The 14,942-nt window shown below is 68.2% G+C and carries 15 protein-coding genes; 12 read left to right on the top strand and 3 right to left on the bottom strand.

Features of this window, described 5'->3' with window-relative positions:
• Positions 1 to 10: 10 nt before the first annotated feature.
• The 11 genes from J3367_RS12040 to J3367_RS11990 all read left to right on the top strand — a co-directional run bounded on the left by J3367_RS12040 (position 11) and on the right by J3367_RS11990 (position 10,480).
• Positions 11 to 556 (top strand): DUF6505 family protein, encoded by a 546-nt coding sequence (locus J3367_RS12040; RefSeq protein WP_024350119.1) that lies wholly within the window; start codon positions 11 to 13, stop codon positions 554 to 556.
• A gap of 22 nt (positions 557 to 578) precedes the next feature.
• Complete coding sequence (locus J3367_RS12035; RefSeq protein ID WP_024350120.1) at positions 579 to 1,589, top strand: DUF6352 family protein; 1,011 nt, start codon at positions 579 to 581, stop codon at positions 1,587 to 1,589.
• Positions 1,586 to 2,041 (top strand): DUF3305 domain-containing protein, encoded by a 456-nt coding sequence (locus J3367_RS12030; protein ID WP_024350121.1) that lies wholly within the window; start codon positions 1,586 to 1,588, stop codon positions 2,039 to 2,041. Before J3367_RS12035 ends, J3367_RS12030 begins: the two co-directional genes overlap by 4 nt.
• 122 nt (positions 2,042 to 2,163) lie before the next feature.
• The gene (locus J3367_RS12025) at positions 2,164 to 2,307 is read left to right on the top strand and encodes a hypothetical protein (RefSeq protein ID WP_155898440.1); all 144 of its coding nucleotides are present in this window, start codon (positions 2,164 to 2,166) and stop codon (positions 2,305 to 2,307) included.
• A 210-nt stretch (positions 2,308 to 2,517) separates the two neighbouring features.
• Positions 2,518 to 3,645, top strand: coding sequence for a transporter substrate-binding protein (locus J3367_RS12020; RefSeq protein ID WP_024350122.1), 1,128 nt, complete (start codon positions 2,518 to 2,520; stop codon positions 3,643 to 3,645).
• Positions 3,642 to 4,244, top strand: coding sequence for an ANTAR domain-containing response regulator (locus J3367_RS12015; RefSeq protein WP_024350123.1), 603 nt, complete (start codon positions 3,642 to 3,644; stop codon positions 4,242 to 4,244). The genes J3367_RS12020 and J3367_RS12015 overlap by 4 nt, the downstream gene beginning before the upstream one ends.
• Positions 4,222 to 5,127 (top strand): ABC transporter permease, encoded by a 906-nt coding sequence (locus J3367_RS12010; protein ID WP_421461175.1) that lies wholly within the window; start codon positions 4,222 to 4,224, stop codon positions 5,125 to 5,127. Before J3367_RS12015 ends, J3367_RS12010 begins: the two co-directional genes overlap by 23 nt.
• On the top strand, positions 5,124 to 6,044 hold the full coding sequence (locus J3367_RS12005; RefSeq protein WP_024350125.1) for an ABC transporter permease: 921 nt from the start codon (positions 5,124 to 5,126) through the stop codon (positions 6,042 to 6,044). The genes J3367_RS12010 and J3367_RS12005 overlap by 4 nt, the downstream gene beginning before the upstream one ends.
• Before the next feature lie 23 nt (positions 6,045 to 6,067).
• A complete protein-coding gene (locus J3367_RS12000) occupies positions 6,068 to 7,741 on the top strand; it encodes an ABC transporter substrate-binding protein (protein WP_024350126.1) in 1,674 nt (557 codons plus the stop codon).
• A complete protein-coding gene (locus tag J3367_RS11995; RefSeq protein ID WP_024350127.1) occupies positions 7,731 to 8,675 on the top strand; it encodes an acetamidase/formamidase family protein in 945 nt (314 codons plus the stop codon). The genes J3367_RS12000 and J3367_RS11995 overlap by 11 nt, the downstream gene beginning before the upstream one ends.
• Entirely contained in the window at positions 8,672 to 10,480 is a 1,809-nt protein-coding gene (locus J3367_RS11990; RefSeq protein ID WP_421461172.1) for an ABC transporter ATP-binding protein, read from the top strand. The genes J3367_RS11995 and J3367_RS11990 overlap by 4 nt, the downstream gene beginning before the upstream one ends.
• Before the next feature lie 86 nt (positions 10,481 to 10,566).
• Here the strand turns inward: J3367_RS11990 and J3367_RS11985 are convergent, their stop codons facing one another.
• Positions 10,567 to 11,277, bottom strand: a complete 711-nt coding sequence (locus J3367_RS11985) for a GntR family transcriptional regulator (protein ID WP_024350129.1) — start codon at positions 11,275 to 11,277, stop codon at positions 10,567 to 10,569.
• 128 nt (positions 11,278 to 11,405) lie between these two features.
• Between J3367_RS11985 and J3367_RS11980 the strand changes: the two genes are divergently transcribed.
• A complete protein-coding gene (locus tag J3367_RS11980) occupies positions 11,406 to 12,242 on the top strand; it encodes a hypothetical protein (protein WP_024350130.1) in 837 nt (278 codons plus the stop codon).
• Here the strand turns inward: J3367_RS11980 and J3367_RS11975 are convergent.
• Both J3367_RS11975 and J3367_RS11970 read right to left on the bottom strand, forming a co-directional pair.
• A complete protein-coding gene (locus tag J3367_RS11975) occupies positions 12,188 to 13,597 on the bottom strand; it encodes an amidase (RefSeq protein ID WP_024350131.1) in 1,410 nt (469 codons plus the stop codon). The two genes, J3367_RS11980 and J3367_RS11975, sit on opposite strands and share 55 nt — an antisense overlap.
• Positions 13,598 to 13,602: 5 nt before the next feature.
• Entirely contained in the window at positions 13,603 to 14,910 is a 1,308-nt protein-coding gene (locus J3367_RS11970) for a TRAP transporter large permease (protein WP_024350132.1), read from the bottom strand.
• Between the last annotated feature and the right edge of the window lie 32 nt (positions 14,911 to 14,942).

Below are 14,942 nucleotides of genomic sequence, written 5' to 3'. Positions count from 1 at the left end.
TGGGGGCCCCATGGCTTTGAAACTGCCGCGCACGATCCGCATGGACCCGTCCGACGCCTTCGTCTTCACGGAGGCAGCCGAACCCGGCGAATGGGCCGTCAGCGGCACCTTCCGCTTCTGGAACCGCGACGTCGCGGCGCTCGAGGGCAAGGAGCGCCAGGCATTTCGCTCGGGGCTTCTGGGCGTTGCGAGCTTCGGCTGGTCGACCCTGGCGATCGTCAGCGAGGCGAGCGAGGCCGAGCGCGACGCGGTGGTGGAGGAACTGGCCCGCCATCTCGTGACCCATCTCGGCGCGCCGGATGTCGCCACCGCCCGGCCGGCGGCGGAAGAGGAGGTGGCCTTTGCCGCCTCGCTCTGCGACCACCCGGTGAACACCATGCTGGCGGTGCAGCGCAGCGTCGAGAATGGCGACATTCGCGAGCGCTTCCGCACCCTGCATCGGCGCGAGGGCGCCGTCGATCATTCCCGCGCCTTCGGCTTCGTCGAGATCGACGAGGACGACGACGCTTATGCCGAGCATGTGGACATCCGCACCCTCGGCAAGACGCAGCCATGAACCCGGACGCTGGAGAAACGAGATGAGCGAGTTCTGGGTATCCTGCGGCCATCAGCTTCTCGACCGCAATGCGTCGGGCCATCTGCTGCTGACCGACGAATTCCTGAAGGCCTATTTCGCCCGGCCCGAGCTGGTGCCGCCGCCCGAGGCCTGCGCCGCCGAGCTGGCCCTGCATGCAAGCCTCTTGGCCGATCCGCGCCGTCCGGTCAGCGAGGCGGAGATCGCCGGGCTCGACGATGCGGATGCGCGCGAGAACTGGCAGGTGATGCTGGCCTTCCGCGACAGGCTCATGGCTGCGCCGACTTTGGAGGCGGCCTATCTGACGCTGGTGCGCGGCGACATGTCCGGCACGCCGCATCTGTTCGTGAACCAGCTGGCGCAGGTCGTCCTGCGCAACGCTCTGGATGGCTGCGCGGACCCGTTCGTCCTGCGCTCGGCCGAGCTGTTTTTCCGGCCGCAGCGGGCAAGCGTCCACGACGGCGCACTGCTTCTCGCCGATGCCGAGATCGTCGAGATGCAGGAGCAGGATCGCCATGCCTCGCCGCTCCTGGCGATGTTCGCCGAACCGGCGGTGAGCGAGCTCGACGTCCTCGATGCCGAGAACGCCGCCTCCTATTTCCACCGCGACGAAGCCTTCGAGCTGGTGCTGAGTTTTGCCTCGGGGCCGGCGGCGCGGGCCGGCCTTGCCGAGGCGATCGAGCGCTGGATCGCGCATCTCCTCGGGGTGCGGGTGAAGGTCGAGCCGGTTGCCCGGGTGGATGACGACGACTGGGCCTGGTTCGTCGGGCTCGATGCCGAGGCCAGCCGGATCGGCAACCAGGTCTGGCGCGGCGATACGGTGGCCCCCGCCGATCTGGAGAAGATCATCGGCATCTTCGCCCTGACCTTCGCCGATCCGGCCGAAGCCCTGCCGGCCATCGGCGCGCGGCCGGTCTGGCTGTTCCTTGCCAGGCCGAAGGACGGCGTCGTGCGGCTGAAGCCCCAGAACCTCGTTGTCGGCCTGCCGCTGCGCTCGCCGGCGGAGGTGGCATGAGCATGGATGCGCCGTCCTTCCGTGTCGGGGTGGTGGTCGAGCGGCGGCCGTCGAAGAGCCCCTGGGTCGACCATGCCTGGCGCATCGTGGCGATCATTCCCGAGGCGATCGGCACCGAGCCCGGCCATGTGCTCGGCCACGACGGCGAGGCGGTGCTGCTCTATGCCGGCACGCGGTCGGTGGAATTCCACCGGGTCGAGACCGGCAATTACCGCGACAATCTGACCTCGGGCAGCCCCGGCCTCTGGGTGACCCTGGCCCTGACTGACGAAGAGCCCGGAATCCGGCTCATCTCGGTGACCGCCGATCCGGCCGAGGGCGAATCCCTGACCGAGATCGGCGATTTGATGGTCGAGATCGCGCCGATGCCGCCGGAGATCGCCGAACGTCTCGCCGCCTTCGTTAAAACCCACCATGTCGAACGCGTCTTCACCAAGCGCAAGCGCCAGTAACCCTCTGGTTGCGCACGGATACATCCCCGGGCGGTCGAACCTTATCCTTCGGTGGCTAAGCGTCCGGGAACCCACCCGCCGGGAGGGGCATTGCTGCGCAAACGCAAGCCAGGGAGATCGGCATGGCAGGGAAAACCGGCATCATCGTCGCCATCGGCGTCGTGCTCTTCATCATCGTCGGAGTCATCGGCTTCTACGGATCCGAAGCCTCGAACGCGCCCGAGGGCGACATCGTCAATTACGAAGAACCCGAGGTCGAAGGCTGAACCGCCTGGACCGCACGGTCCATTTGCAGTGTTGCGGCTGGTCCGCGCTCAAAAAATAGGCGTGCCCGGTGCGAGGCAGAAGCGCTTGACTCGGCCTCGCTCCCTGCTACGCTGACCTGACATACCGGCCTTGTTCGCCGGACGGCATTCGAGCCCCGCCCGCCCGTCGATTCCTGTCGACGGGCGGCGGGGCTTTTTTGTGGGATCGACGTGACGCAACGCATAGACATCGGCATTCTCTACTCGCGCTCCGGCAACTACCGGTTGCTGTCGGACGCCTGCCGCGCCGGCGCCATGAGCGCCATCGCGGCGGTCAATCGCGACGCGGCGCTGGGCGTCGAGTTCGTACCGATCGAGCGCGACCCGGAGGGGCAAGTCGACCGCTATGCGCCGCTCTGCGAGGAGATCCTGCGCGACAGCGGCGCCCGTCATGTCATCGGCTGCATCACCTCCTGGAGCCGCAAGGAGGTCATCCCGGTGCTGGAGAAGACCGGCGGGACCCTCTGGTATGCCTGCCCCTACGAGGGCTTCGAGACGAACGACCATGTCGTCTACATGAATGCCTGCCCGAACCAGCATCTGGTCCCGCTGCTCGGCCATGTCGTGCCGCGCTTCGGCGCCGACGCCTTCCTGGTCGGCTCGAACTACATCTGGGGCTGGGAGACCAATCGCGTCGCCCGCGATCTGGTCGGCGACGCCGGCGGACGCATCCTGGGCGAACGCTATCTGCCGCTCGGTGATACCGACGTGTCACGGCTGATCGACGAGATCCGGGCGACACGGCCGAATTTCATCCTCAACCATCTGATCGGCCCGTCCTCCTATGCCTTCTTCGCGGCCTATGACGAGTTGGCCCGTCAGGATCCGCATTTCGCCGCCGCATCTTGCCCGATCCTTTCCTGCAATCTGACGGAGATCGAACTGCCGGCGATCGGCGCCGCGGCAGAGGGCCATATCGCCGTCGGACCGTATTTCCACGACAGGGCAAAGCCCTGGCCGAGCCAGGCGACGGAGCCGGCCTTCACGTCGCGGCCCTCGTCCTTCTTCGCCGCCGCATACAGCGCCGTTCTCGTTCTCGCCGACCGTCTTGCTGCGGATGCCGGCGCGGCGCGCCGCATTCCCGACTTCGCCGGCCGGCGGTTCGCCACGCCCTTCGGCGAAATCGCGATCGATCCGCAGACCCAGCATGCCAGCCTGCCGATCCGCATCGGTCGTGTGCGGGACGGCGGGTTCGACGTGGTGGAGGAGAGCGCGCAGCGGGTCGATCCTGACCCCTATCTCTCGCGCTACGATCCGGCGCGGATCTTCCCGCGTCCCTCGCTGCGAGCCGTCTCGTGACCCGCCGCAGCCGCATCCCCAATCTCGGCGGGGCCAGGGCCTTCGTGCTGCACCCGCCGCACGCGACCACTGCCGCGCTGGTTCGCCAGCTGGCGGCGATCGGGCTCGACCCCGTCGAATCCTGGCCAGACCTGCCGGCCGACGCGCTGGCGGCCGACTTCATCTTCTTCGACGCCGATCTCGGCTATGACGCGCAGTTTCCGTGGACGCCGGGCGAGGCCCCGATGCCGATGATCGCGTTGATCGGCTCCGAGGCGCCCGGACGCATCGAATGGGCGTTGTCGCACGGCGCGCACTCCCACCTCGTCAAGCCGGTGGCCAATTCCGGCATCTATTCGGCGCTGCTGATCGCCCGGCAGGGCTTCGAGGCGCGCCGGAGCCTCGCCGACGAGGTTCGCGGGCTCAAGGGGCGGGTTGCCGAACGGCAGACGATCGTGCGCGCCGCCGTGGCACTCAGCGCCGGCGGTGTCGGCGAGGAGCGGGCCTATGCCCAGCTGCGGGCGCTCGCCATGAGCTGGCAAACCACGATGGAAGAGGCGGCACGCCGCGTCCTGGCACTCGAAGAGGGAGGTCGCGATGAGCGCAGAACTCGTCTCTGAGCCGACGGCGCCCGTGGTGGTCGCCAAGCCGGCCGGCGTTCTGGCGCAGCTGCTGCGCCGCCCGCTGGCGCTGATCGGTATCGTGCTGATCGTCGTCACTGTCGTAGGCGCGATCGCCGCGCCCTGGCTGACGTCCTACGATCCGAACGACCAGCTCTTCGACGGGCTGACGCCGCAGGGCGCGCCGATGGCGCCGGGTGGCGCCTTCGTCCTCGGCACCGATCTCCTCGGCCGCGATCTCCTGACGCGCATGCTCTACGGCGCCCGTACATCCCTGATCATCGGCATCGTCGCCAATGGCGTGGCGCTGATCATCGGCACTCTGGTCGGCGTCACCGCCGGCTTCTTCCGGGGCTGGATCGGGGCGATCCTGATGCGTTTCACCGACCTGATGATGGCGTTTCCGGCGCTGCTCCTGGCGATCTGCCTCGCCGCCGTGCTGTCGCCGAGCCTGTGGATCGTCGCGATGGTGATCGCGCTGGTCAACTGGGTGCAGACCGCGCGCATCGTCTTCGCCGAGACCAGCTCCCTCGCCGAGCGCGAGTTCATCGACGCCGAGCGCTCAATCGGCGCCTCGACGCCGCGAATCCTGTTCCGCCACATCCTGCCGCATCTGCTGCCGACGATCATCGTCTGGGGCACGCTCGGGATCTCGACCACGGTGCTGCTGGAGGCGACCTTGTCCTATCTCGGCGTCGGCGTGCAGCCGCCGACCCCGTCCTGGGGCAACATCATCTTCGAGAACCAGACCTATTTCCAGGCGGCGCCCTGGCTGGTGTTCTTCCCCGGCGCGGCCATCCTGGCGCTTGCGCTGGCCTTCAACCTCGTTGGCGATGCGATGCGCGACATCCTCGATCCCACCCAGCGGGGGCGGCTGTCATGATCGCCTATCTCGCCCGTCGGCTGATCCAGTCGGCCCTGATCCTGCTCGGCGTGTCGCTGATCACCTTCGCGCTGCTCTATCTGCTGCCGGCCGACCCGGTGCGCCAGATCGCCGGCCGCAGCGCGACGGCCCAGACCGTCGAGAACATCCGCCGCGAACTCGGCCTCGACCAGCCCTTCCTCGTCCAGTACGGCCGCTATCTGCTCGGCCTCGTACAGCTGGATTTCGGGCGCTCCTATCTGCAGCGCTCGGAGGTTTCGGAGCTGATCGCGGCACGGCTGCCGGCGACGCTGCTGCTGATGCTCGGCGCCATCGTCTGCGAACTGGTGCTGGGTCTGACCATGGGGCTGGTGGCGGCGCTGAAGCGTGGCTCGGCGACCGACCAGACGCTGATGGTCGGCTCCTTCGTCGGCGTCTCGGCGCCGCAGTTCGTTGTCGGCCTCCTGCTTCTCTACGTCTTCGCGGTGCGCCTCGACTGGTTTCCGATCGGCGGCTACGGCACCTTCTCGCATCTCGTCCTGCCCTCGGTCACGCTCGGTATCCTGGGGGCCGGCTGGTACTCGCGGATGATGCGGTCCTCGATGATCGATGTCCTGCGCCAGGATTACATCCGCACGGCGCGGGCCAAGGGCCTCGCCCGCTACACCGTGCTGTTCCGGCATGCCCTGCCCAATGCGATCCTGCCCGTGATCGCGATGATCGGCATCGACATCGGCCTGTTCATGAGCGGCATCGTCGTCGTGGAGAGCGTCTTCGGCTGGCCCGGGATCGGCCAGCTCGCCTGGCAGGCGATCCAGCGCGTCGACATCCCGATCATCATGGGCGTCACGCTGGTCTCGGCCTGCGCCATCGTGCTCGGCAATCTGCTCGCCGATCTCGTCTCTCCGTTCATCGATCCCCGGATCAAGCTCCAGTGACCCCTGAAGGAAAGGAAGACCGCATGAAAGCCTGGCTCACCACGACCGTCGCCGCATCGGCGCTCGGATTCATGCTGGCGGCAGCGCCGGCCATGGCGCAGGACGCCGCGACGGCGCCCGCCGCCGATGCCACCACGCCGGACCCTGACGCCAAGCAGGGCGGCAACATCGTCATCACCTACAAGGACGACGTCGCTACGCTCGATCCGGCGATCGGCTATGACTGGCAGAACTGGTCGATGATCAAGAGCCTGTTCGACGGGCTCATGGATTACGTGCCGGGCACCACCGAGCTGCGGCCGGGCCTTGCCGAGAGCTACGAGATTTCCGAGGACGGGCAGACCTTCACCTTCAAGCTCCGCTCGGGTGTCAAGTTCCACAATGGCCGCGAGATGACCGCCGAGGACGTCAAGTTCTCGCTCGACCGCGTGACCGCTCCCGCGACGCAGAGCCCCGGCGCCGGCTTCTTCGGCATGATCGACGGCTACGAGGCCGTGGCGGCCGGCGAGGCGGACAGCCTGTCCGGCGTCACGGTGGTCGATCCGACGACGGTCGAGATCAAGCTGTCGCGGCCCGACGCGACCTTCCTGCACGTGATGGCGCTGAACTTCGCCTCGGTCGTGCCCGAGGAAGCGGTGGCCGAGCACGGCGCCGATTTCGGCAAGAACCCCGTGGGCACCGGCGCCTTCAAGCTCGGCGAATGGGCGCTCGGGCAGCGCGTCGTGTTCACCCGGAACGAGGATTACTGGCGCGACGGCCTGCCGTATCTCGACCAGATCACCTTCGAGATCGGCCAGGAGCCGATCGTCGCGCTGCTGCGTCTGCAGAGCGGCGAGGTCGACATTCCCGGCGACGGCATCCCGCCGGCGAAGTTCCAGGAAGTCATGGCCGATCCCGAGCAGAAGGCCCGCGTCGTCGAGGGCGGCCAGCTTCAGACCGGCTACATCACGATGAACGTCGAGATCCCGCCCTTCGACCAGAAGGGCGTTCGCGAGGCGGTCAACATGGCGATCAACAAGGACCGCGTCGTCCAGATGATCAACAACCGGGCGCTGCCGGCCAACCAGCCCCTGCCGCCGTCGATGCCCGGCTATGACGAGAGCTACGAGGGCTACGCCTACGACGTGGACGCCGCGAAGGCCAAGCTCGCCGAGGCCGGCTTCCCGGACGGGTTCGACACCGAGCTCTTCGTGATGAACACCGACCCGAATCCGCGCATCGCCCAGGCGATCCAGCAGGACCTGTCGCAGATCGGCATTCGTGCCGAGATCCAGTCGCTGGCCCAGGCGAATGTCATCGCCGCCGGCGGCGAGAAGGACGCCGCGCCGATGATCTGGTCGGGCGGCATGGCCTGGATCGCCGACTTCCCGGATCCGTCCAACTTCTACGGCCCGATCCTGGGCTGCGCCGGCGCCGTGCCGGGCGGCTGGAACTGGTCGTGGTACTGCAACGAGGACCTCGACAAACGGGCGACCGAGGCCGACTCGATCGTCGATCCGGCGCGCCAGGAAGAGCGGTCGCAGATGTGGTCGAAGATCTACACCGACATCATGGCCGACGCGCCGTGGGTGCCGGTCTTCAACGAACAGCGCTTCACCATGAAGTCGCCGCGCATGGGCGGGGCCGACAATCTCTATGTCGACCCGGTCCATATCCCGATCAACTACGACTACGTGTATGTGAACGATGTGCAGTAACTGCGATTACACGATCCACAGTCGCCACCATCATTTCGGCTGGGACAACACGTTCCAGCCGGCCCAGACGGTTGCCCCGGGCTCGACGATCGAATTCGAATGCCTCGATTCCTCCGGCGGTCAGTTGACCGCCGGATCCACCGTCGCCGATGTCGAGACGCTGGATTTCGGCAAGATCAACCCGGTGACGGGGCCGATCTTCGTCGAGGGTGCCGAGCCGGGCGATGCCCTGAAGATCACCATCGAGTCGTTCAAACCCTCGGGCTTCGGCTGGACCGCCAACATTCCGGGCTTCGGTCTGCTGGCGGACGACTTCAAGGATCCGGCGCTCACCATCTGGAAATACGATCCGGCGACCCTCGAGCCGGCTCTGTTCGGCAAGGAGGGGAAGGTGCCGCTGAAGCCCTTCGCCGGAACGATCGGCTGCGCGCCGGCCGAGCCGGGGCTCCACTCGGTCGTCCCGCCCCGGCGCATGGGCGGCAATCTCGACATCCGGGATCTGTCCGCCGGCACGGTGCTCTACCTGCCGGTCGAGGTGGCCGGGGCGCTGTTCTCGGTGGGCGACACCCATGCGGCGCAGGGTGACGGCGAAGTCTGCGGCACGGCGATTGAAAGCCCGATGAACACGGTGCTGACGCTCGATCTGGTCAAGGGTGCGCGGCTGCAGATGCCGCGCTTCACCACCGCGGGACCGGTGACGCGGCATCTCGATGCCAAGGGCTACGAGGTGACGACCGGGATCGGGCCGGACCTCATGGCCGGGGCGAAGATGGCCGTCGCGCAGATGGTCGATCTTCTCTCGGCCCGCTACCAGATGGATCCGGTCGACGCCTACATGCTGGTCTCGACCTGCGGGGATCTGCGGATTTCGGAGATCGTCGACATGCCGAACTGGGTCGTCTCCTTCTACTTTCCGCGCTGCGTCTTCGAATGAGGCAGCCTGTCGAGAACACCCGCGGCGGCGCGACGCCGCCGCGGGATGGTGCCATCCTGCGGGTCGAGGAACTGACCGTCGAGGTCGGTGGCGAGACCGGGCCGAGGCCCGTGGTCTCGGACTTTTCCTTCGAACTCGCCCGCGGCGAGACGCTCTGCATTGCCGGCGAATCCGGGTCCGGCAAGTCGATGACGTCGCTGGCGATCATGGGGCTGCTGCCAAAGCCCGGCGCGCGGATCGCTTCCGGCCGGATCCGGCTGGGCGACACCGACCTGGCGCAGCTCGGCGAAGGCGAGATGCGCCGGGTGCGCGGCAAGCGCGTGGCGATGATCTTCCAGGAGCCGATGACCTCGCTCAACCCGGTGCTGACCATCGGCCGGCAGTTGATCGAGGCGATCGAGGCCCATGAGAGCGTCGGTCGCGGCGAGGCGCGTCGCCGTGCCATCGCGGCGCTCAATGCCGTTCGCATTCCCGAGGCCGCCAGCCGCCTCGCCCAGCATCCGCACGAACTATCCGGCGGCATGCGCCAGCGCGTGATGATCGCGATGGCGCTGGCCCTGCGCCCCGACGTGCTGATCGCCGACGAGCCGACGACGGCGCTCGACGTCACCGTGCAGGGGGAGGTGCTGGAACTGCTGCGTGATCTGCAGCGCGACCTCGGCACGGCGATCATCCTGATCACGCACGACATGGGCGTCGTTGCCGAGATGGCCGACCGCGTCGTCATCATGCGCCACGGCCGCATGGTCGAGACGGGAGCCGCGGCAACGATCTTCGCCGATCCGCAGGCGGCCTATACGCGCGAATTGCTGGCCGCCGTGCCGCGCATGGGCCGGGGTCGCGACCGGGCGGCCGCCAGCGTCGCGCCGCCCGTTGCCGAACCGTCCGCGGCTCCGGCCCCGCTGGTCGATGTCCGAGATCTCTCCGTGCGCTTCGACATCCATGGCGGGCTTTTCGGCCGGGTCGACCGGCGCGTTCATGCGGTGGAGGGGATCAGTTTCTCTGTCGGGGATCGCGAGACCTTGTCCCTCGTCGGGGAATCGGGCTGCGGCAAGTCGACGACCGCCAAGGCGCTGGCGGGGCTGGTGCCGTATTCGGGCGACATCGTCGTTGGCGGCCGCAACATGGCCGGCCTGACGCGCAGGGAGACCAAGGCCCTGCGCCGCGATGTCCAGATGATCTTCCAGGACCCGTTCGCCTCGCTCGATCCCCGCATGACGGTCGGCGACCTCGTCGCCGAGCCGATGCTCATCCACAATATCGCCGAGGGCCCCGAGCGGCATGACCGTACCGCTGGCCTGTTCGAGCGGGTGGGCCTGTCTGCGTCGGACATGCGCCGCTATCCGCACGAATTTTCCGGTGGCCAGCGCCAGCGCGTCTGTATCGCCCGCGCCCTGGCGCTGCGGCCGAAACTGATCGTCGCCGACGAAAGCGTCTCGGCGCTCGACGTGTCGGTGCAGGCGCGGGTGCTGGAATTGCTGCGGGAACTGCAGGACGAGTTCGGCATCGCCTATCTGTTCATCTCGCACGACATGGCCGTGGTGGAGAACATCTCCGATCGCGTGGCGGTGATGTATCTCGGCCAGATCGTCGAGATCGGCACGCGGGGCCAGGTGTTCGGCAACCCGCAGCACCCCTATACGCAGCGATTGATCGAGGCGGTCCCTGTGCCGGATCCCGCGATGCGCCGCCGTGCCTTTCCGCGGCTGGACCACGATATCCCGAGCCCGGTGCGCCGCGTCGGCGACGAGCCGTCGCGGCTGATGCTGCAGGATTGCGGCGATGGGCATCTCGTCGCGGCCTGAGCCGCGGCGACATCGACCGGATCGCTGAAGCGGGCGCCCTATGCAGGGCGCGCGGTGGCGACCCGTCGTGCGGGCAGGGCGCCGCGCTACTGGCGCAGGACGTCGCCGAGGGTCTTGCCGGTGTTGAGGAGGTGGACGCGCCAGATCGCGGCGGCCCCGGCGCTGTCGCGGATGCGGAGCGCTGCCATCAGGGCCTCATGTTCCTCGAAGGCCTGCAGCCAGCGGTCGGCGTCGAGAATGGCCATGTAGCGGCCGCGCTGGGCCCGCAGCATCAGCCGTTCGTGGACGAATTGCAGTTCCTCGTTGCCGCTCGCCGTCACCAGCATCTGGTGGATCGTCGAGTTCAGGTCGAAATAGACGTCCTTGTCGTCGGCATGGAAGGCCGCGGTCATGGCGGCATGCACGGCCTCGATCTCGGCGATTTCCGCCTCGCTCATCCGCCGCGTCGCGAGCTCGGCGGCGAGGCTTTCGACGGCCGCGATGACCTCGAACAGCTTGATCGCCTCCTCGGCCGTGTAGGAGGCGACCCTTGCCCCGCGGTTCACCTCGATCACCACCAGCCGTTCCTCGGCCAGCACCTTCAAGGCTTCCCGTAAAGGCGTCGGCGACACGCCGAGGCTGTCCGACAGGCTCGCCACCGGGACCTTCTCGCCTGGCATCAGCTCGCCATGGATGATCATCTGGCGAAGGGTTTCGGCCACTTCCTGGTGCAGCGAATGGCGGCGGATTCGCGCCTTGCGGGGCTTGTCGCCGAGGGCGCGGGCAGGACTGGCGGCGGCGCTGGGGTTCGGGCTCAACGGGGGACTTTCTCGACCGGCATGATCGGTTCTATGTAGGCGCATCGCTCTTTCGGAGAACTGCGCATGCTGTCAGCCCGCCCATCATTCCGCCCGGTGCCGCCTGTCCGGCCGGGAGCCGCACGCTGATGGCCGATGACGCGACGCCCGTCGAGGCGCTGGCAACGGCCCTGATCGCGGCCCGGCGTTCGCGCGCGCCGATGCCGCGCGATGAGGCCGACCGTCTGGCCGGCATGATCGGTCCCGAGGGCGCCTATGCCGTCCAGCGGCTGGTCTGCGAGGCCTTCGGCCCGGTCGCCGCCTGGAAGACAGGGCGCAAGCGCGTCGCCGATCCGGTGATCGCGGCGCCGGTGCTCAAGGGTGGTCTGCGCGCCTCCGGTGCCAGCTTCTCGACGGGTGAACTCGGCGCCTGCGGCGTCGAACTGGAAATCGGCTTTCGTCTCGATCGCCCCCTGCCGCCCTTCGACGCGGCCGATTTCGAGACCCTGGCCCGGGACTGCGTGACGCCGCTGGCGGTGATCGAGATCGTCGATGGCCGCATCGACGGGTTCATGGACGCCGCGCCGCTGGCCAAGCTGGCGGACAACCAGAGCAATGGCGGCCTGGTCTTCGGCACTGAGTCCGACGACGCGGCGCTCGACCTCACCGAGCCGGAGGTGCGCCTGATCTTCGACGGCCGCGACGTCGTGACAGGCCGCCAGAAGGTGCCGGGCGGCGACGCCTTCTCCGTGTTCCTGGCCTTTGCCCGGATGGTCGACGATCATTGCGGCGGCCTGCAGATGGGGCAGATCGTGACCACCGGAACCCTGTCCGGCCTGCCCTTCGTTGCGCCCGGCACGGTGATCGAAGGCTGGATTTCCGGCCTCGGTTCCGTGCGCACGGCCTTCGTCGAAGCCGCTGCTGGCAACGGTCAGGATGCGGCGATGTCCGGCCAGCGATCGTCCCATGGACAGCGTTCCTCATAGGCGGCGGCGAGCGCCAGAAGCGTCGGTTCCGCGCCGCGATCGCCGATCAGTTGGAGGCCGATCGGCAGGGTGCCGGGCGGGACCGGGCAGGGCAGGGCGATGGCCGGAAGCCCGGCGGCATTGACCCAGCCCGTATAGACAGCATGTCCACGCGGCCCGACCGTGTGGCCGTCGATCCTGTCCGGGAAGGGCGTGTCGGCCGCCCACGGCATGGCGGCGCAGGACGGCATCAGGATCAGGTCGAAGTCCGCAAAGCCTTCCGAGACCTGCCGCCGCAGGGCCGCCACCGTTTCGAGGATGGCCAGGAGGTCGCTTGCCGACCGTTCCGCGCCGCGCCGGGCCATGGCGACATATTTGGGGTTCACCTTGTCGGCAAAGTCGGGCTCGACGGCCAGAAGGCGTCCCAGGCCGATCTCGGCGATCGACGACCAGATCGCGGCGAGGCCGGCGGTGTCGAAGGGCAGCTTGGCGCGCGTGACCTGGTGGCCCAGCGCGGCGAATGCGTCCGCCGCGGCGTGCAGGGCGGTGACGATCTCCGGGTCGCAGGGATTGGCGTCGATCCGTTCGACCGAAAGGATGCGGAGCGGTCGATCGGCGGCTTGCGCGTCTGATGGACAGCGGGAGGCCGGGTCGGCGCGGTCGGGGCCGGCAAGCACGCCGTCGAGCAGCGCCGCGTCGCGCGCCGAGCGGGTGAAGGTGCCGACCACCTCAAAATCCAGCAGCACCTGCGGCAGCCCGTCGGCGCGGGGTACGTGGCCGATGCCGGGTTTGAGGCCGACGAGACCGGTATAGGCGGCCGGGCGTCGGGTCGATCCGCCGCCATCGGTGCCGATCGACACCGGCACGAGCCCGGCGGCGACGGCCGCCACCGATCCGCCGCTGGAGCCGCCCGGCGTCAGCGCCGGCGCCCACGGATTGCGGGTGACGCCGAAGAGGTCGTTGCAGGTGTAGCCTTCGACGGCGAATTCCGGCGTGTTCGTCTTGCCGATGACGATCGCGCCGGCCTCCCGGAGACGCCGGATCGGCAGTTCGTCCCGCGCCGCGATCGTGCCGGCATAGAGCCGGCTGCCGAAGGTGGCAGGCATGCCCTTCACCACGAGATTGTCCTTCACGGCGACCGGCACGCCGTCGAGGGGGCCGATGGGCGCACCGCTTCGCCAGCGCGCGGCCGAGGCGGCGGCCTCCTCCCGCGCCGTCGGCGACAGGCAGACGAAGGCGTTCAGCGACGGATCGATGCGGGCGATCCGGGCAAGGCACAGATCGACGATCGTTACCGGGTCGCTCGCGCCCTGCCGGTACTCTTCGACCAGCGCCGAGGCGTCGTGGCGCCAGGCCGTGGATGCGGAGATGGTCATTGCGCTCATCCCGCCATGTTGCGCGGCAGCCAGAGGACGATGTCCGGCGCGAAGATGAGAAGGATGGTGAAGGCGATCATGATCAGCGCGTAGGGGAACGCGCCATAGACCACGTCCGTGAAGGGACCGCCGTCCTTTCGCACGCCCTGTACGACATAGAGGTTCATGCCCACCGGCGGGGTGATCATGCCGAGCTCGCACATCAGGACGACGAAGATGCCGAACCAGATCGGGTCGACGCCGACGGCGGTGACCACCGGCAGGGCGATCGGGATGGTGAGGACCTGCATCGACAGGACGTCCATGAACATGCCGAGGAAGAGGTAGAAGACGATCAGGATGAGCAGGAGCCCGGTCGCCGACAGCCCGAAGGAGGCGACCCACTGGGTCATCGCCTGGGCCGCGCCGCCGAGGGCCAGCGTGACGTTGAGCATGAAGGCCGCGGTGATGATCAGGAGGATCATGCCGGTGGTCTTGGCCGACTGGCGGAAGCAGATGTCGATCACCTGCCAGTTCAGCTGGCCCTCGCGCCAGATGAAGCCGATGGCCACGACGACGGCCAGCGCCGCCGATTCCGTCGGCGTGGCGATGCCGGCATAGATCGAGCCCATGACGACCAGGAAGATGATCAGCGGCGGGATCAGATGGCGGGCGAGCGCGAGGCGTTCGCGCAGGGGCAGCAGCGGCTCCCGCTCGACGGTGGAGCCGTGTTCCTCGATCAGGCTCTGGACGGCGATGAAGATCATGAAGCTGAGGGTCAGCAGGACGCCGGGCACGATGCCGGCGATGAACAGCTGGCCGATCGAGGTTTCGGCGAGCGATCCGTAGACCAGCAGGTTGACGCTGGGCGGGATGAGGATGCCCAGCGTGCCGCCGGCGGCCAGCGAGCCCAGCGACCGGCTGGGCTTGTAGCCGCGCTTGTCGAGATTGGGCAGGGACACCGTGCCGATGGTCGCGGCGGTGGCGACGGACGAGCCGGAGGTGGCGGCGAACAGGGCGCAGGAGCCGATATTGGTGTGCAGCAGCCCGCCGGGCAGCCGGACGAACCAGACGGCGAGGGCGGTGTACATCCGGTCGGCGAGGCCGCCGCGCAGGAGCAGTTCGCCGAGCAGGATGAACAGCGGGATGGCGGTCAGGACGTTCTCGTTCTGCACGCCCCAGGCGACCGGCCCCATGGACTGGACCAGCGGCCATCCGAACAGCAGCGTGCCGCCGACGACGCCTGTGACGACCATGATGACGGCCACGGGCACGCTGGCCAGGAGCAGGGCCAGCATGGCGACGAACCCGATGAGGACGGCGGAGACGGTCATGGGCGGGAATCCGGAACGGTCAGGGAAGGACG

The organism is Aurantimonas sp. NFXS3 (genome assembly GCF_049132005.1).
GTDB classification, from domain to species: Bacteria; Pseudomonadota; Alphaproteobacteria; order Rhizobiales; family Rhizobiaceae; genus Aurantimonas; species Aurantimonas coralicida.
The sequence above is the reverse complement of the archived record's forward strand: the minus strand, read 5'-3'. Positions and strand labels throughout refer to the sequence as shown.